Here is a 17,866-nt window from a genome sequence, read left to right as displayed (position 1 = left end):
GGGCTTCGGTGACGGCGAGGCGCCGGGTCGGTGGGGCCGTCAGACGCGGATGACCTGGGGGCCGAGGAGTGAGTAGCGGTGTGCCTCGGAGGCCGGGAGCAGGGTGCTCGTGACGATCGTCTCCAGGGCCCCGACACCGGCGAACCGGCAGAAGCTGACCGCGCCGAACTTGGTGTGCACCCCGGCGAAGACCGTGCGCCGGGAGGCCCTGATGGCCTGCGCCTTGACCTCGCTGACGGCCGGGTCGGGGGTGGTGAGGCCGTGTTCGCGGGAGATGCCGTTGGCGCCGATGAACGCGAGGTCGATGACGAAGCCGGCGAGCATCTTCGTCGTCCAGTGGTCGACGGTGGCGAGCGTGCCGGGGCGGACCCGGCCGCCGAGCAGCAGGACGCTGGTGTTGTCGGCCCCGGCCAGCGCCCCGGCGGTGGCGAGGGAGGCGGTCACCACCGTCAACGGCCTGTCCCTGGGCAGCGCTTCGGCGATGAGCTGCGGGGTGAACCCCTCGTCGACGAAGACGGTCTCCGCGTCGCGGGCCAACTCGGCCGCCGCGGCGGCGATCCGGCGCTTCTCGGGCACATGGCTCGTGGTCCGGAAGGCGAGCGTGGTCTCGAAGCCGGCGCTCTCCACGGGATAGGCGCCGCCGTGGGTGCGGCGCACCAGGCCGTGGTTCTCCAGGGTGCGCAGATCGCGCCGCACGGTCTCCTTGGCGACGCCCAGTTCGACGGCGAGTTCGGTGACGTCGACCGAGCCGGTGCGGCGCGCGGCCCGGACGATCTCGCGCTGCCGTTCCTCCGCGGTCCTGCCCGTCATCGCCGTCACCCGCTCCCTCGCGCACTGCCCGTTCGGACCCGGCGGGCCCTTGAGGGAAGTTCTACAGCGGGTGTCCGTCACCGACCAGGCCTGTTGCGGGCCCGATGCTGCCCGGCTGTGCCCGTTCGGTGCCGTCCGCGCCCGCGGCGGACCTGGGGCGGAGCGGGGGAAGCGGCGGAATCGGGCAGGGGGCGTGCCCGAACACGGGGGCCGGCGGGCCCGTTCGGCGCCCGTCCGCCCGTCGGCCCCCGATCGCCTCGTCAGTGGGGCCAGATGGGCGGGCGGGTCGTGAAGTGACCGCCCAGGCAGGCGTGTTCGGGGTTGCCGGGGTCGAGCTCGCCCTGTTCGGCGATCAGCTTCGCGGCGTACGGCTCGGAGTCGTCGCGCGGTTCGTAGCCGAGGGACCGCGCGGACGAGAGGTCCCACCACAGACGGGTGTTGGCGGACGAGCCGTAGACGACGGTGTGCCCCACGTCCGTGGCGGTCAGGGCTGCGTGGAAGAGGCGGGCGCCGTCCTCGGGACTCATCCACACCGAGAGCATGCGCACGCTGGTGGGCTCGGCGAAGCAGGACCCGATGCGCACCGAGACGGTCTCCAGGCCGTGCTTGTCCCAGTAGAGCTGTGCCAGGTCCTCGCCGAACGATTTCGACAGGCCGTAGAAGGTGTCGGGGCGGCGCGGGGTGTCGACGGGGATCAGGGGATCGTCCCCCTGGGGGCGCGGGGTGAAGCCCACCGCGTGGTTGGAGGAGGCGAGGACGATCCGGCCTACGCCCTCCTCGCGTGCCGCCTCGTACAGGTTGTACGTGCCCTCGATGTTCGCCTTGAGGATCTTGTCGAAGGAGGCTTCGAGGGAGATGCCCGCGAGGTGGAGGACCGCGTCGACGCCCCGTACCGCCCGGCGCAGGGCCGCCCGGTCGGCGAGGTCCGCGGTGATCGCCTCCGGTTCGCCCTCGACCGGGAGCATGTCGAGCAGGCGCAGTTCGTACCCGTACGCCGGCAGCAGCCCGCGCATCAGGGTGCCGAGTCCGCCGGCGGCGCCGGTGAGCAGGACGGTGCGGGGAGCGGGCATGGGGGTCTCCTCCGTGCGGGCCGGTGCGCCGGGGCCGAACCCGGTGCGCCGGGGCCGGACAGTCGTATGCGTGTACCACATTCACATCCATGGACAAGCTAAGGATCCTCGACGTGCCGCGTCAAGTGGCGCGCGGAGGGGTGATCGACCTTCGTGTTGCAGGTCCGTGTGCTTGACCGGCCCCGAGGGCGCGGCTTAGCGTGAGCGGGTTCATGAATATGGACATGGATCAGAAACATGCACTCGGTGGGCATCTTTCAAGGGAGAGTCCGTGACGTCAGCCCCTCTCGCCGCTCGGCTGGGCATCCCCAGCGGTCCGCTCTTCTTCCCCGTCACCGCGTACGGTCCCGACGGCGCCGTCGATCCCGGTGTCTGCGGGGAGCACGTGCGGCGCGGCGTCGAGGCCGGGGCCGCGGCGGTCTTCGTGTGCTGCGGCACCGGCGAGTTCCACGCGCTCGTGCCCGAGGAGTTCGAGGCGTGCGTACGGGCGGCGGTCGAGGCGGCCGGGGGCCGGGTCCCCGTGGTCGCGGGAGCCGGATACGGGACCGCCCTCGCCGTGCGCCACGCGCGCCTCGCGGAGGATGCCGGGGCCGACGGGCTGCTCGCCATGCCGCCGTATCTCGTCAACGCGGGCCAGGAGGGTCTGCTCCGGCACTACCGCGAGATCGCCTCCGCGACCTCCCTGGACGTCATCGTGTACCAGCGCGACAACGCCGTCTTCACCCCCGCGAGCGTCGTCGAACTGGCCCGTACCGAGGGGATCATCGGCTTCAAGGACGGGCTCGGCGACCTGGACCTGATGCAGCGGATCGTCAGCGCCGTACGGAGCGAGACGCCCGGCGGGTTCCTGTACTTCAACGGCCTGCCGACGGCCGAACTGACCGGGCTCGCCTACCGGGGGCTGGGGATCACGCTCTACTCCTCGGCGGTCTTCTGCTTCGCCCCCGAGATCGCGCTGGCCTTTCACCGGGCCCTGAACGCGGGGGACGACACCACGGTGAACCGGCTGCTGGACGGCTTCTACCGGCCCTTCGCCGATCTGCGGGCGCTGGGACGCGGCTACGCGGTCGCCCTCGTCAAGGCCGGTGTCCGGCTGCGCGGCCTGGACGTCGGCGAGGTCAGGCCCCCGCTGAGCGAACCGGCCGAGGACCACGTCAAACAGCTCGCGCAGCTGATCGACCGCGGGTACGCGCTCATCGAGGAGGGACGGTGAGGGCGTCCGCGTTCCTCTATCCCTGGGACGTCGACGGGGATCCGGGGGCCGCCGCCAGGACCGCCGCCCTCGGCGTCCGCCAGGTGACCCTCGCGTCCGCCTACCACTCCACGCGCGCGCTGACCCCCCGCCACCCCCGGCACCGGATCGTCACGGCCGCGCACGCCGCCGTGCTGTATCCGGTGGACGAGGCACGCTGGCGCGGCCGGAGCCTTCGCCCGTACCCGGCCGGTGACTGGGCCCCCGGCGACGCGTACGGCGAGGCCGCCGCCGCACTCGCCGGCGCGGGCCTGGACGTCCACACGTGGGTCGTGCTCGCGCACAACTCCCGTATGGGGGAGGAGCATCCGGCGACCTCCGTCGTCAACGCCTACGGGGACCGCTACCCCTGGGCCCCCTGCGTCGCCCAGCCCGACACCCGCGCCTACCTGGCGCGGCTCGCGGCGGAGGCGGCGGTGCGGCCCGGCGCGGCGGGGACGGAACTGGAGTCGCTCGGCTGGTACGGGTTCGCCCATCTGCACGCCCACGACAAGACGGGCGGGGTGGCGCTCGGGGACGCGGGGCAGTATCTGATGTCCCTCTGCTTCTGCCCCTCGTGTGCGGACGGATACGCCCGACAGGGGCTGGACGCGGAGGAGTTGGCGTCCTTCGTACGCGGAGCGCTGGAGCCGGTGTGGCGGGGGGAGCCGTCCGGCGGCGACTGGGCCGGAGTGGAGAAACTGCTGGGGGCGGGCACCGCGGCGGCCACCCGTGTCTGGCGCGACCAGGTGGCCCGCTCGCTCCAGGAGGAGACGGTCTCGGCGGTCCGCTCCGCCGCTCCGGCCGGATTCCAGGTGCTGCTGCACGCCGACCCCGCCTCCTTCCACTGCGGCGCCAACGCCGGGGTCGATCCCGGGCACATCCTGTCCGTGGCCGACGGCGTGGTCGTGCCGTGCACGGGAGGCGCGGGTCTGCTGACACCGTTCGCGGAGGCGATGCGGACGGGCGCGGGGGGCAGGGTGCTGGCCGCCAACTTCACCGTGGTGTCCGGGATGGGAGGCCGGCCGGAGGCTCTGGCGGCCGACGCGGCCCGCGCCGCCGAGCTCGGCGCGACCGAACTGCGGCTGTATCACGCGGGGTTGGCCTCGGACGCCGATCTGGCGGCCGTGCGGAGGGCGTTGGCGGCGCTGGAGTAGGGGGATGGGGTCCGGGTCCGTCCGGGATCCGTCCTCCGCCCCGTCCCGCTGGCCCGAACCCCCTCGTCCCTCCAGCGACCGGCCCCGGACGGGGCGGAGTCGGCGGAGGGACGAGGGGGGTGCGTCGCGCCTTCAGTCGGTCACCGTGCGGGCGGTGATGTCGCCGTGGGCGGTGGTGGCGTGGATGGTCAGGCCGGGGGTGCCGGTGTTCTTGAGGGTGTTGCTGATCCGGCCGAGGGTGGTGCCGGCGTCCAGCGCGGCGGAGACGCCGGGGGCTGCGCCGACGATGATGTCGCCCATCAGGGTGCTCAGCGTGAGGGTGTCGCGGGCGGCCTCGCCGATGGTCAGATCGCCCTTCTGGGTGCTGATCTCGGCCGGGCCGTGCAGACGGCCGACCGAGATGTCCGCGTCCAGGCCGGTCAGGCGCACGGTGCCGGCCTCGTCGAGCTCGACCGAGCGGTGGCCGCCCTCGAAGGTGACGTCGCCGAGCCGTCCCACGCCCCGGAACTCGGCGGCGGCCGCCTTCGCCTCGACGCGGGATCCGGCCGGCACCTGCACGGTCACCTCGACGGAACCCGAGGAGCCGAGGCCCCGGTTCCGCGCCCCGGGGATCTCGACGCGCAGCACGCCGTCCCCGTAGGAGACCTCGGTCTGCTCGGCCGCCTTCACGTCCCGGCCCTTGGAGGCGTCCGCGGGCAGGACCTCGACCGTGGTGTCCGCGCGGTCGGCGGCGATGAACCGGATGCGTCCCGCGGGGATGTCGATGACGGCGGAGACGGGGGCGGGGGTGTCGAACTTCTGCATGATGCTCTCCTTGGTCTGCGTCGCACGCGTTTCCGTGCTGCTTTCTGATAGTGGAAACGCTACGTTGCGTTCAAGGATTGGGCAACATGCTTGTTGCGCAAAAGTCGTGTCATTGCAGGTGAATGCCGCAATTTCGTTGCAATGGTTCTGGCTCTAATGCAATGCCCTCCGCTGGCGCGTTGCAATGGAAGGGGAGTGAACGCTCCGCGGGGCGCCAGGTTCGGGCCGGTGTCGGGTCCGGTCCCGGCGCCCCGTCGTGGCGCCGCTCAGTTCTTCAGCAGCGCGCAGACGAAGTTCTCCTCGACCGCGCGCAGCTTCGCCAGCAGCTCGGGCTTGTTCGTCTTGTTCACCTGGGTGGTGAGCGAGAAGGTCAGCGACCGCCGGCCGTCCGGTGTGGCCGCGATCAGCTGGGTGTAGCCGGGGAAGTTCCCGGTGTGGCCGAGGACCACTCCGCAGCGGGTGGAGTAGCGGAAGATCGCCTCCCCCGCCTTGTTCTCACCGGGTCCCGCCGGCTCCGAGGCCCCTTCGATCCAACGGCGCTGCTCGCGCAGGGTCGCCTGGGAGATCAGGGCCCCGCCCGCGTACCCGCGGATGAAGCGGGTCAGGTCCGCCGGGGTCGAGATGATGCCCCCCGACGCCCATACGCCCGACGCGCTGAGCGCCTCGCTGACGTCCTCGGGGGGATTCGGCGGCGTGACGTCGTAGCCGTGCATGTACGGCCGCGGCATCTCGAAGCCCTGCGGGAGGCTCGTGTCGCGCAGACCGAGCGGCCGGTAGACGAGCCCGCGCAGCAACTGCTCGTAGCGCACGCCCGTCGCCGCCTCGGCCATCAGCGCGACCGCGATGTTGTCCGAGTTCGAGTACTGGTACCGCGATCCCGGCCGGAAGAGCAGCGGTTCACCGGCCACGTAGTCGAGCAGTCGGCGCGAGTCGAAGTGGTGGTGCGGATCGGCGGTGAGGACCTTGATGAAGTCGGGGCTCTGCGAGTAGTCGGGCAGCCCGCTGGTGTGGTTCAGCAGCTGGCGCAGCGTCACGGCGTGCCACTGCCGGGGCAGGGACGGCAGCCGGCGGCCGATGGTGTCGTCGAGGGAGAGCGCGCGCCGGTCCACCAGGCGCAGCGCCACGGCACCGCTGAACGCCTTCGCGGTACTCGCGATCCGCGTGTGGTCGTCCGGCTCGATCGGGCGTCCGCCGCCCAGCTCGGCGACCCCCGCGCGCACGACACGGGACCGGCCCTCGCGGGTGAGGACGGCGATGACACCGGGCGGGCCGCCGGGGCTGCGCACCAGCGCTTCGAGCTGCTGCCGCAGGGCGCGGTCGTGGTCACGGTCGACGGAACCGGAACCGGAACCGGCGTCGGCCGGTCCGGCCATGGCGCCGGTCAGGCAGGCGGCGGCCAGCAGGGCGCCGAGGGACGAGCGCAGCCGGGGGCGGCGGGGCAGGGGCATGGGGGTCTCCCGAGTCGGGCGGGCCTGGGCACGCCCAGCTTCGGCCCCGGGTGATCGCCCCGCCTGCGCCGCTGCTGCATACGGAGGAGCGGACGCCCGGGGGTTGGGCCGTCCGGCTGCCCCGGCGGCGCGGGAACCCGGCCCGGGCGGCCGATGAGTTTCCCGTGGCGCCGGGGTCTACCCCATGGGACCGCGCCCACGGCCGTGCCTCGCGGGCATCCCGGCATGCGCACGGGCGCCCCACGGACATCTCCCGTGGGTCCCCGATGTGGATGCGAAGACGGACACACGTACTGAAGACGGACACACGTACTGAGGAGAATCGGATGACCGGCCAGACCTTCGATTTCGGGCCGCAGGCCCTCGTCGTGGCGCGCCTCGTGGAGGGTGTCACGGACGCGCAGCTCGACGGGGCGACGCCCTGTCCCCGGTACGCGGTGCACAACCTGCTCGGGCATCTGGCCGGACTGGCCGTCGCCTTCCGTGACGCCGGGCGCAAGGACCTGGGCCCCACGACCGACACCAGCCCCGCCGCCACCGTGCCCGACATCGAGCAGGGCTGGCGCGCGTCCCTGCCGAAGGCGCTCGACGAACTCGCCGACGCCTGGCGTGACCCGGCCGCCTGGACGGGCACGACCCGGGCCGGGGGAGTGACCCTGCCGGCCGAGGTCGCGGCGGCCGTCGCCGCCGACGAGCTGGTGGTGCACGGCTGGGACCTCGCGCGTGCCACCGGTCAGGAGTACGTCCCCGACGACACCGCCCTCCAGGTGACGCACCGGTTCCTCGCCGGAGTGGCCGACGACCCGACCCGCGTCGGTGGCATCTTCGGCCCGGTCGTCCCGGTGCCCGAGGCCGCACCGTTCCTCGACCGGGTGATCGGCCTCAGCGGCCGCGACCCGGGCTGGAAGCGGTAGCGCGCCCCTCCCGGAGAGGGCCCGCCGGGATGCCGCCGCGCCGGAGCCCCTTGCCGGGGTGCCGGCGCGCCGATGAACCACGGGCTGTCCGCCACGCGGGCAGCCCGTCCGCGTACTCCGGTACGGCGGCCCCGATGCCCCGATGCCCCGATGCCCCGATGCCCCGATGCCTCGATGCCCCGCGCGCCCTCAACTCCCTCTGGAATTAACCGTGTCGGAAGCGTTGACGAAAGACGGTCGCGCTCCTACGGTCGACGCGTCGTACTTCGTACGTCATATATGGGACGTGCTACGCGAGACCGGAGAGGCGCGCATGACCTCTGTGCCCATCCCGATCCCCTCCCGCACCGAGTTCGTGCTCGAAGGGATCAGACACCGCATCCTCACGGGGCAGTTGACCCCGGGACAGGCCCTGGTCGAGACCGAACTCGCCGCCCACTTCGGGGTGTCGAAGACCCCGGTGCGCGAGGCGCTCAAGACCCTGGCCGGCACCGGGCTCGTCGTGATGAGCCAGTTCAAGGGCGTCACGGTGCGCAGGGTCGACGCCGACATGGCACGCGAGGTGTACGACGTACGGCTGCTCCTCGAACCCGAGGCGCTGCGGCGGGTGGTGCGCCGTGGGGCCTCGCTCGACGCCGCCCGCGACGCGCTCACCCGCGCCGGCGCCGCCGCCGACACCGCCGAACGGTCCCTGGCCAACCGGGAGTTCCACCGGGCCCTGTATGCGCCCTGCGGCAACCCGCTGCTCGTCCGGATGCTCGACGAGGTGCGCGACCAGGCGGCCCTCGTCTCCGCCGTCGCCTGGGCCGTTGCCCCCTCGTGGGAGCGGGAGGCGGGCGAGCACGGGGAGATCCTGCGTCTCGCCCTGGAAGGCGACGCGGACGGCGCGGCCGCGGCCCTGCACGCGCACATCGCCTCGTTCGTGCGACGGGCCTTCCCGGAGGGCCAGGAGGAGGACGGAAGGGAATGACGGCGACCTTCGAGACCTCGCGGGCGGCACTCGCCGAGGTCGTGGCGATCCCGGTGACCCCGTTCGCCGAGGACGGCACGATCGACCGCGACGCCCACCGGGCCCTGCTGCGCCGGCTGATCGACGCCGGCGTCCGCACCCTCACCCCCAACGGCAACACCGGCGAGTTCTACGCCCTCACCCCCGAAGAGCGCCGTACCGTCACCGAGTCGACCGTCGAGGAGGCCGCCGGCCGCGCGGCCGTCCTCGTCGGCGTCGGCCACGACGTGCCGACCGCCGTCGCCTCCGCACGGCACGCCCGCGCCCTCGGCGCACCGATGGTGATGGTCCATCAGCCCGTGCACCCGTACGTCTCGCAGCGCGGCTGGGTCGCGTACCACCGGGCGGTCGCCGCGTCCGTGCCGGAGCTGGGCGTCGTCCCCTACATCCGCGACCCGGCGCTCGCGGGCGCCCGGCTCGCCGAACTCGCGGACGCCTGCCCGAACGTCATCGGCGTGAAGTACGCGGTCCCCGACGCGGCCCGCTTCGCGTCCTTCGCGCGGGACGCCGGTCTCGACCGGTTCGTCTGGGTGGCCGGACTCGCCGAGCCCTACGCCCCCTCGTACTTCTCGGCCGGTGCCACCGGATTCACCTCGGGCCTGGTGAACGTCGCCCCGGCCCTCTCGCTGGACATGATCGGTGCGCTCCGCCGCGGCGACCACCCGGCCGCGATGAAGGTCTGGGAGCGGATCCGCCGCTTCGAGGAACTGCGCGCCGCCGACGCCTCCGCGAACAACGTCGCCGTCGTGAAGGAGGCCCTGGCCTCGCTCGGTCTGTGCCGCCGCGATGTGCGTCCGCCCAGCGCACCGCTGCCCGAGAGCGAGCGTTCCGAGGTCGCCGCCCTGGTCGCCGGATGGGCCCGGTGAAGCGGCCCGAGGAGCTCAGGAGCCATCAGTGGTACGGCACCGACGGGCTCCGCGCGTTCAGCCACCGGGCCAGGACCCGGCAGCTCGGCTATCTCCCCGAGGAGCACCTGGGCAAGCCGGTCGTCGCGATCCTCAACACCTGGTCCGACATCAACCCGTGCCACGTACACCTGCGCGAGCGCGCCCAGGCCGTCAAGCGGGGCGTGTGGCAGGCCGGCGGATTCCCGCTGGAATTCCCGGTGTCCACGCTGAGCGAGACCTTCCAGAAGCCGACCCCGATGCTCTACCGCAATCTGCTCGCGATGGAGACCGAGGAGCTGCTGCGGTCCTATCCGGTGGACGGGGCGGTGCTGATGGGCGGCTGCGACAAGACCACGCCCGCGCTGCTCATGGGGGCGGCCTCGGTCGATCTGCCGACCGTCTTCGTGCCGGCCGGGCCGATGCTCCCGGGCCACTGGCGCGGCGAGGTCCTCGGATCAGGCACCGACATGTGGAAGTACTGGGACGACAAGCGCGCGGGCCTCATCGGGGACTGCGAGATGACCGAGCTGGAGGCCGGGCTCGCCCGGTCGCCGGGACACTGCATGACGATGGGCACCGCGTCCACGCTGACCGCCGCCGCCGAGGCGCTCGGCGTCACCGTTCCCGGTGCGTCGAGCATCCCCGCCGTCGACTCGGGACACGAGCGGATGGCGGCCGCGGCCGGGCTCCGGATCGTCGAACTGGTCCACCGGGACCGGAGGTTGTCCGCCGTCCTCACCGCGGACGCCTTCACGGACGCGGTCACGACCGTGCTCGGCCTCGGCGGTTCGACGAACGCTGTGATCCATCTGATCGCCATGGCCGGACGGGCCGGAGTCCCGCTCACCCTGGACGACTTCGACCGGATCGCCCGGACCGTGCCCGTCCTCGCCGACGTGCGGCCCGGCGGACGGAAGTACCTCATGGAGGACTTCCACTTCGCCGGCGGTCTGCCCGGCTTCCTGTCGCGGATCACCGACCTGCTGCACCTGGACCGGCCCACGGTGTCGTACGACAGCATGCGCGAGCAGCTGGCGGGCGCCCGGGTGCACGACGACGATGTCATCCGCACCCGGGACAACCCGGTCGCGGCCGAGGGCGGCGTGGCCGTCCTGCGGGGCAACCTCTGTCCCGACGGAGCCGTCATCAAGCACATCGCGGCCGCGCCCCACCTGCTCAGGCACACCGGCCCCGCGGTCGTCTTCGACGACTACCGCACCATGCAGCGCACCATCGACGACCCCGCTCTCGGCATCACCGAGGACAGCGTCCTCGTGCTGCGGGGCTCGGGCCCCAAGGGCGGCCCCGGCATGCCCGAGTACGGGATGCTGCCCATTCCCGGCCATCTGCTGAAGCGGGGTGTCCGGGACATGGTGCGGATCTCCGACGCCCGGATGAGCGGCACGAGTTACGGCACCTGCGTGCTGCACGTGGCACCCGAGTCGTACGTGGGCGGTCCGCTCGCCCTCGTCCGGAGCGGGGACCGGATCACCCTGGACGTGGGGGCGCGGTCGCTCCACCTCCACGTGGACGAGGCGGAGCTCGAACGCCGACGAGCCGAGTGGACCCCGCCGCCCGTCCGGTACGAACGCGGCTACGGCGCGCTCTACAACGACCAGATCACCCAGGCCGACACCGGCTGCGACTTCGCGTTCCTGGCCCGGCCGGGCCAGGTGCCCGACCCGTACGCGGGCTGAGGCCCCCGCGCCGTCGCACGGGCCGCCGTGGCGCTCAACCGGTGCCCGCCGGAGGGTGCTTGGGTCTCAAGTAGGCCGAAAAGTATGTATCGATCGGGCAAAGGGCCTCGCGCTCCGGGGTGTTACGCGCGTAGAAAACCTGTCATGCATAAGCCACTCCGCATCGCGGCCGTCGCCGCGACCTGTGCCGTCGCCGGTGCCGCCCTGTACGGCACCGGTGTCGCCACCGCCGGTCAGTCGACGGCGAACTCGACGCACGAGCCTTACAACATCGGCGTTCTCGTCAAGGACATCGACACCTACTACGGCACCACCGCCGACAGCAACGGTGTCTACCAGGCGTCCCCCGACAGCCAGTACGCCAAGGACCTGGCCCGTCTCGACGCCGCCGCCAAGCGGCACATCGACCAGGCGGCCCGCAAGGCCCACCACCGGCACGAGAAGGCCGCGGTCGTCTTCGACATCGACGACACGCTGCTGCTCTCGCTCGACTACGAGAAGAAGACCAACTACACCTACAACTCGGCCTCCTGGGCCGCCTACGTCGCCCAGGCGGACCGTCCGGCCGTCTTCGGCAGCCCCGACCTCGTCAACTACGCCGCTTCCAAGGGCGTCGAGGTGTTCTACAACTCGGGCCTGAAGGAGTCGCAGCGCGTCTCCGCGGTCGAGAACCTGAAGAAGATCGGCGTCGACGTCAATCTCGACTCCGCGCACATGTTCCTCAAGGACGCGGCCAACCCGCCCGCCTACCTGAGCGACTGCGCCACCGCCGCCGCCTGGAACTGCACGACGGTGCAGTACAAGTCCGGCACGCGCAAGCACATCGAGTCCCTCGGGTACGACATCGTCGCCAACTTCGGCGACCAGTACTCGGACCTCGACGGCGGCTACGCCGACAGGACCTACAAGCTGCCGAACCCCACGTACTTCGTGAGCTGACGCGCCCCCATGGTCGAACGCCCCCGCCGGTCGTCACCGGCGGGGGCGTTCGTCTGCCGGCCGAGGGGGGCTCAGGCCGGCAGGTCCACACCCTCGATGACGTCGGAAACGAGGGCGCGGTTGTTTCCGACGGGCGAGGGAATCCCCGCACTTGTACGGCCCTGTCCGCGCGGCGGGTCTCAACTCCGTTTCCGTAACACGGAGAAAACCTGAAACCGGTTGAAGGAGGGAACAATCCAGCCAGCATCCGCACGCCGAACGCGCAGGCAACGAGGAGAATCGCCATGTCCGAAGCTCAAAAGGTCGACAACCGGCCAAGTGCCGCACCACCGGCGGCAGGTGGGGTCGACGGGTTCTTCAAGATATCCGCCAGAGGTTCCACCATCGGCCGTGAGATACGCGGCGGATTCGCCACGTTCTTCACCATGGCGTACATCCTCGTCCTGAACCCCATCATCCTCGGCAGTGCCAAGGACAAGTTCGGGCACACGCTCGACACCGGCCAACTGGTCACCGCCACCGCGCTGGTGGCGTGCGTGATGACCGTCATCATGGGCATCGGCGGCAACCTCCCGCTCGCCATCGCCGCGGGCCTCGGCCTCAACGCCGTCGTGGCCTTCCAGCTCGCGCCACTGATGAGCTGGGACGACGCGATGGGCCTGGTCGTCCTCGAAGGCGTCCTGATCTGCGTCCTGGTGCTCACCGGCCTCCGGGAAGCGATCATGAACGCGATCCCGCAGCAGCTCAAGCAGGCGATCGGCGTCGGCATCGGACTGTTCATCGCCTTCATCGGCTTCGTGGACGCCGGGTTCGTCAGCCGCATCCCGGACATCGCGAACACCACCGTGCCCGTCCAGCTCGGCGCCGTCGGCCGGCTCACCGGCTGGCCCGTCCTCGTCTTCTGTCTCGGCGTCCTGCTGACCATCGCGCTGCTCGCCCGCAAGGTGAAGGGCGCGATCCTCATCAGCATCGTCACCATGACGGTGGTGGCGATCGTCGTGAACTCCGTCGCCGACATCAAGAGCTGGGGCCTGACCACCCCCAAGGTCCCGGACAAGATCGTCGACACTCCGGACTTCGGGCTCCTCGGTCACTTCAGCCTGTTCGGCGGCTTCGCCGAGGCCGGTGTGCTCACCGCGGTCCTGCTGATCTTCACCCTGGTCCTGTCGGACTTCTTCGACGCCATGGGCACCATCGTCGGGATCAGCGCCGAGGCCGGGCTGCTCGACGAGCAGGGGCAGGTCCCGGGCATCGGCCGGGTGCTGTTCATCGACGGCGCCGCCGCCGTCGCGGGCGGTCTGGGCTCCGCCTCCTCCAACACCGCCTACATCGAGTCCGCGGCCGGCGTCGGCGAGGGCGCCCGCACCGGCTTCGCCAACCTGATCACCGGCGGCCTCTTCGGTCTGGCCCTCTTCCTCACCCCGCTGCTGACCATCGTCCCGCTCCAGGCCGCGGCGCCCGCGCTGATCGCGGTCGGGTTCCTGATGATGACCCACGTCAAGCACATCGACTGGGACAAGTACGAGATCGCGATCCCGGCGTTCCTGACCATCGTCGCGATGCCCTTCACCTACTCCATCACCGACGGCATCGGCGCCGGGTTCCTCGCCTACGTCGTCATCAAGACGGTGCTCGGCAAGGCGAAGGAGGTCAACTGGCTGCTGTGGGCCGTCTCGGCGCTGTTCCTGGTGTACTTCGCGATCGACCCGGTGGAGCAGCTGCTCGGCGTGAAGTGACCGGCCCGCGCGTGCGGGCCGGCACCTGAAGCCGGCCGGCCGGCACCCCCGAGCCCCGTACATGAGCGGCCCCGCACCCCGTCCGATACGTCCGACAGGGTGCGGGGCCGTCCCGCGTACGGGCCGGGCGCGCCTCAGTTCTTCAGCGCCGCCCGCATCATCGCCTTGGCGACCGGCGCCGCGAGGCCGTTGCCGCTGACCTCGGAGCGTGCCGCGTCCGACTGCTCGACCATGACCGCGACGGCGACCTCCTTGCCGGTCGCGTCGGACTTCGCGAACGACGTGAACCAGGCGTACGGCGTCTTGCTGTTCTTCTCGCCGTGCTGGGCCGTGCCGGTCTTGCCGCCCACGGTCGCGCCGGGGATCAGGGCGTTGGTGCCCGTACCCTTCTCCACGACCGTCTGCATCGCGGAGCGGAGCTGAGCGGCGGTCCCCGAGCTCACGATCTCCTTGGTCCCCGCGCTGTCGTCGTAGTTCTTCAGCACATCGCCGCTGGAGTCACTGGTCTGCGACACCATGTGCGGCGAGACCAGCTTGCCGCCGTTGGCGATCGCGGCGGACACCATGGCCATCTGGAGCGGGGTGGCGGTGACGTCGTACTGACCGATGCCCGTCAGCGCGGTGGACGACCTGTCCATGCCCGTGGGGTACACACTGGCGAACGCCCGCACCGGCACGTCCTGCTTCGTGTCGTTGAACCCGAACTTCTCCGCCATCGCCCTGACCTTGTCCTGGCCCAGGTCGACGGCCATCTTGCCGAAGACGTTGTTGCAGGAGTACTGGAGGGCGACCCGGATCGAGGCGTCCTTGCAGGGCGCGGACCTGTTCTCGTTGCTCAGGGGGGTCGTCGTGCCCGGCAGGGTGTACGGGTCGGGGCTGTCCGTCTTCTTGTCCACGTTCGGGTAGAGGCCATCCTCCAGCGCGGCGGCCGCGACGACCAGCTTGAACGTCGAGCCCGGCGGCAGCGGCTGCCGCAGCGCGCGGTTGACCAGCGGCTTGTCCGGGTTCTTGGTCAGCCCGGTCCAGACACTGCTGTTGCCCGCGCTGATCGAGGCGGGGTCGTACGACGGTGTCGACACGACCGCGAGGATCTTGCCGGTCTTCGGGTCGATCGCGACGGCCGCGCCCTTGTTGTTCCCGAGCGCCGCGTATCCGGCCTTCTGCACGGCCGGGTCGATCGTCGTGACCACGTCACCTGGATCGGCGCGCTTGCCGGTGAGCGTGTCCAGCGGGTTCTTCAGCGTGTTGTCCGAGCCGTCCAGCAGCTTTTGGTAGACGCCCTCCAGCAGCGTCGCACCGTAGACCTGCGAGCTGTAGCCGGTGACCGCCGCGTACAGGCTGCCGTCCTTGTACGTGCGCTTGTACTTGAGGTCGCCCCCTGTCGTCTGCGCGGAGCCGGTGATCGCCTCACCGCCCACGATGATGTTCCCGAGCGGGTTCGCGTACAGCGCTATCGCGTTCCGCCGGTTGTCCTTGTCGTCCGCGAGTGCCTGCCCGTCGTAGAACTGCACCCAGGTCGCCCTCACCAGCAGAGAGAGCACGAGCAGCAGAGTGAAGACGGCGGCACGCCTGATCGTCTTGTTCATTCCGCACAGAAGGACGAGTGATCGGGGTCGAATCGTTCCCGTGCGCCCTGATTCTCATCGATCCCTCAGGAGGCCCGCCCCGCGCGGCACCGGCCCCTCCCGCCCGTCAGAGCCTGCGGGTGGCCAGGGTGAGCCGGTCGCGGGCGTCGAACAGGGCGTCCTTGACCATCTGCTCGTGCGCCGGGGTGAGCCGGGCCACAGGCACCGAGCAGCTGATCGCGTCACGGGAGGGCGTGCGGTACGGGATCGCCACGCCGAAGCAGCGCAGGCCCAGCGTGTTCTCCTCGCGGTCCACCGCGAAGCCCTGCTCCCGCACCTGGTGCAGCTCCTCGATGAGCTTCTCCCGGTCGGTGATCGTGTGCTCGGTCAGCGCGGGGAGCGTCTCCGGCAGCATCTTGCGGACCTGCTCGTCGCCGTACGTGGCGAGCAGCGCCTTGCCGAGCGAGGTGGAGTGGGCGGGGAGGCGGCGGCCGACCCGGGTGAAGGGGCGCAGATAGTGCTGCGACTGCCGGGTGGCCAGATAGACGACGTTCGTGCCGTCCAGGCGCGCGAGGTGGATCGTCTCGGTGGTGTCGTCGGAGAGGCGGTCCAGGGTGGGGCGGGCCGCGGCGACCACCTCGTCGCCGTCGATGTACGAGGTGCCGACCAGCAGGGCCCGTACGCCGATGCCGTACCGCGTGCCCGTCGCGTCCGTCTCGACCCAGCCGAGCTCCACGAGCGTGCGCAGCAGCATGTACAGGCTGGACTTGGGATATCCGACGGCCTCCTGGACCGAGGCGAGGGAGTGCATTCCGGGCCGGCCGGCGAAGTACTCCAGCAATTCAACGGTCCGCACCGCGGACTTGACCTGCGCCCCGCCGCTTGTCTCGCCTGCCGACATCGCCCTTGACCCCTTCGTTGGACGGGAAATAGTCTCCGACGGAGAGTTCATCATCAGAGACAGCGTTCAGCATATCGAACAGCCCTGGTGAGCGACACAAGAACGGTGGCATTACAGGTGAAGGGACCCTCGGTGGCAGCAGCACCAGTCTGGAGTGTCGACCCCCGTACCGGGAAGCAGCGGGAACAGGTTGCGGTGGAGGCCACAGACCAAGAGGTGGACGAGGCCGTCCGGGCGGCGCACGCCGCGCGGCCCGCGCTCGCCGACCGCGCCGTCCGCGCCGCGTTCCTGCGCACCGCCGCCGACCTGCTCGAAGGCGCCAGAGACCTGCTCGTCGAGGCCGCCGACGCGGAGACCGCGCTCGGCCCGGTCCGGCTCACCGGCGAACTCGCCCGCACCTGCTACCAGTTGCGCGCGTTCGCCGGAATCGTGGACGAGGGCGCCTTCCTCGACGTCGTGATCGACCACCCGGACGGCACGGCCACCCCGCCGATCCCCGACCTGCGCCGCCACAAGGTGCCGCTCGGCGTGGTCGCCGTCTACGCGGCCTCGAACTTCCCCTTCGCCTTCTCGGTGCCCGGCGGCGACACGGCGAGCGCGCTGGCCGCGGGCTGCCCGGTCGTCGTCAAGGCCCACCCCGACCACCCGGCCCTGTCCGAGCTGGTCGCGGCCGTCCTGCGCCGCGCGGCCGCCCGGCACGGCATCCCCGAGGGCGTCCTCGGCCTGGTGCACGGCTTCGCGGCCGGCGTCGAGCTGGTCAGGCACCCGCTGGTCACGGCGGCCGGCTTCACCGGCTCCGTCCGCGGCGGGCGCGCGCTGTTCGACGCGGCCGCCGCACGGCCGGTGCCGATCCCCTTCCACGGTGAGCTGGGCTCCCTCAACCCCGTGGTCGTCACCGAGGCGGCCGCCGCGGAGCGCGCCGAGGAGATCGGCACGGGACTCGCCGGCTCGATGACCCTGGGCGTCGGCCAGTTCTGCGTGAAGCCGGGCCTGGTGCTCGCCCCGGCCGGCGCCGCGGGCGACCGGCTGCTGAAGTCCCTGACCGACGCGGTGAGCGACACCGCCGCCGGGGTCCTGCTCGACCACCGCATGCGTGACAACTTCGTCGCCGGGGTCGCCGAGCGCGCCGCGCTCCCGGACGTCCAGGCCCCGGTCACCCCGGGCGCCGCGAGCGAGCACACGGTGAGCCCCGGCTTCCTGACCGTGCCCGCGAGCAGGCTCGCCACCGAGGGCGAGCACGATCTGCTCCTGGAGGAGTGCTTCGGGCCGCTCACCGTCGTGGCGCGCTACGAGGACGAGTCCGAGGCGGGCGCGGTGCTCTCCCGGCTCCCCGGCAACCTCACGGCCACCGTGCAGCTGTCCGCCGAGGAGGCCGCCGGCGAGGGGCGCGGCGCGGAGCTCCTCGCCGAACTCACCTCCCTGGCGGGCCGGGTCCTGGTGAACGGCTGGCCGACCGGTGTCGCCGTCGCTCCGGCCCAGCACCACGGAGGGCCGTACCCCGCGACGACCTCGACGTCCACCTCGGTCGGCGGCAGCGCCATCGAGCGCTGGATGCGGCCGGTCGCCTACCAGGGCGTGCCCGAGGCCCTGCTGCCGCCCGAGCTGCGCGACGACAACCCGCTGGGGCTGCCCCGCCGTTACGACGGACGCCTGGAGCGCTAGCACTCCTTCGTCGCGAAGGGCCGGTTCCGTGCGGAC

15 protein-coding genes are annotated in these 17,866 nt (G+C 71.7%); 9 read left to right on the top strand and 6 right to left on the bottom strand.

Going from position 1 to position 17,866, the window contains the following annotated elements; translation table 11 throughout:
* Positions 1 to 39: 39 nt before the first annotated feature.
* Positions 40 to 810: a DeoR/GlpR family DNA-binding transcription regulator gene (locus WJM95_RS06910; RefSeq protein ID WP_339128621.1), complete on the bottom strand. Its 771-nt coding sequence runs from the start codon at positions 808 to 810 to the stop codon at positions 40 to 42.
* A 260-nt stretch (positions 811 to 1,070) separates the two neighbouring features.
* Complete coding sequence (locus WJM95_RS06905) at positions 1,071 to 1,880, bottom strand: NAD(P)-dependent oxidoreductase (RefSeq protein ID WP_339128620.1); 810 nt, start codon at positions 1,878 to 1,880, stop codon at positions 1,071 to 1,073.
* 271 nt (positions 1,881 to 2,151) lie between these two features.
* Between WJM95_RS06905 and WJM95_RS06900 the strand changes: the two genes are divergently transcribed.
* Both WJM95_RS06900 and WJM95_RS06895 read left to right on the top strand, forming a co-directional pair.
* Positions 2,152 to 3,093, top strand: coding sequence for a 5-dehydro-4-deoxyglucarate dehydratase (locus tag WJM95_RS06900; RefSeq protein ID WP_339128619.1), 942 nt, complete (start codon positions 2,152 to 2,154; stop codon positions 3,091 to 3,093).
* Positions 3,090 to 4,268, top strand: coding sequence for a hypothetical protein (locus WJM95_RS06895; protein WP_339128618.1), 1,179 nt, complete (start codon positions 3,090 to 3,092; stop codon positions 4,266 to 4,268). The genes WJM95_RS06900 and WJM95_RS06895 overlap by 4 nt, the downstream gene beginning before the upstream one ends.
* Positions 4,269 to 4,400: 132 nt before the next feature.
* Here the strand turns inward: WJM95_RS06895 and WJM95_RS06890 are convergent, their stop codons facing one another.
* Positions 4,401 to 5,072 (bottom strand): hypothetical protein, encoded by a 672-nt coding sequence (locus WJM95_RS06890; protein ID WP_339128616.1) that lies wholly within the window; start codon positions 5,070 to 5,072, stop codon positions 4,401 to 4,403.
* Between the two features lie 266 nt (positions 5,073 to 5,338).
* The gene (locus tag WJM95_RS06885; RefSeq protein ID WP_339128614.1) at positions 5,339 to 6,520 is read right to left on the bottom strand and encodes a serine hydrolase domain-containing protein; all 1,182 of its coding nucleotides are present in this window, start codon (positions 6,518 to 6,520) and stop codon (positions 5,339 to 5,341) included.
* 326 nt (positions 6,521 to 6,846) lie between these two features.
* On the opposite strand from WJM95_RS06885, the gene WJM95_RS06880 reads away from it, so the two are divergent.
* The 6 genes from WJM95_RS06880 (at position 6,847) to WJM95_RS06855 (ending at position 13,702) form a co-directional block, all read left to right on the top strand.
* Positions 6,847 to 7,434, top strand: a complete 588-nt coding sequence (locus tag WJM95_RS06880; protein WP_339128613.1) for a TIGR03086 family metal-binding protein — start codon at positions 6,847 to 6,849, stop codon at positions 7,432 to 7,434.
* 313 nt (positions 7,435 to 7,747) lie between these two features.
* Complete coding sequence (locus WJM95_RS06875; RefSeq protein WP_339128612.1) at positions 7,748 to 8,404, top strand: GntR family transcriptional regulator; 657 nt, start codon at positions 7,748 to 7,750, stop codon at positions 8,402 to 8,404.
* Complete coding sequence (locus WJM95_RS06870) at positions 8,401 to 9,309, top strand: dihydrodipicolinate synthase family protein (RefSeq protein WP_339128610.1); 909 nt, start codon at positions 8,401 to 8,403, stop codon at positions 9,307 to 9,309. Before WJM95_RS06875 ends, WJM95_RS06870 begins: the two co-directional genes overlap by 4 nt.
* Positions 9,297 to 11,027, top strand: coding sequence for an L-arabinonate dehydratase (gene araD, locus WJM95_RS06865; RefSeq protein WP_339128609.1), 1,731 nt, complete (start codon positions 9,297 to 9,299; stop codon positions 11,025 to 11,027). Before WJM95_RS06870 ends, araD begins: the two co-directional genes overlap by 13 nt.
* A gap of 144 nt (positions 11,028 to 11,171) precedes the next feature.
* Entirely contained in the window at positions 11,172 to 11,966 is a 795-nt protein-coding gene (locus WJM95_RS06860) for an HAD family acid phosphatase (RefSeq protein ID WP_339128608.1), read from the top strand.
* Positions 11,967 to 12,250: 284 nt separating this feature from the next.
* On the top strand, positions 12,251 to 13,702 hold the full coding sequence (locus tag WJM95_RS06855) for an NCS2 family permease (RefSeq protein ID WP_339128607.1): 1,452 nt from the start codon (positions 12,251 to 12,253) through the stop codon (positions 13,700 to 13,702).
* 134 nt (positions 13,703 to 13,836) lie between these two features.
* Here the strand turns inward: WJM95_RS06855 and WJM95_RS06850 are convergent, their stop codons facing one another.
* Both WJM95_RS06850 and WJM95_RS06845 read right to left on the bottom strand, forming a co-directional pair.
* Positions 13,837 to 15,288, bottom strand: a complete 1,452-nt coding sequence (locus tag WJM95_RS06850; protein WP_339128606.1) for a penicillin-binding transpeptidase domain-containing protein — start codon at positions 15,286 to 15,288, stop codon at positions 13,837 to 13,839.
* A 106-nt stretch (positions 15,289 to 15,394) separates the two neighbouring features.
* Positions 15,395 to 16,168: an IclR family transcriptional regulator gene (locus tag WJM95_RS06845; protein ID WP_339128604.1), complete on the bottom strand. Its 774-nt coding sequence runs from the start codon at positions 16,166 to 16,168 to the stop codon at positions 15,395 to 15,397.
* 132 nt (positions 16,169 to 16,300) lie between these two features.
* On the opposite strand from WJM95_RS06845, the gene WJM95_RS06840 reads away from it, so the two are divergent.
* Positions 16,301 to 17,830, top strand: coding sequence for an aldehyde dehydrogenase (NADP(+)) (locus WJM95_RS06840; protein ID WP_339128603.1), 1,530 nt, complete (start codon positions 16,301 to 16,303; stop codon positions 17,828 to 17,830).
* The last annotated feature ends 36 nt before the right edge of the window (positions 17,831 to 17,866 follow it).

It is taken from the genome of Streptomyces sp. f51 (genome assembly GCF_037940415.1).
In the GTDB taxonomy this organism is placed as follows: Bacteria; Actinomycetota; Actinomycetes; order Streptomycetales; family Streptomycetaceae; genus Streptomyces.
This window is presented reverse-complemented; position numbering and strand designations above follow the sequence as displayed.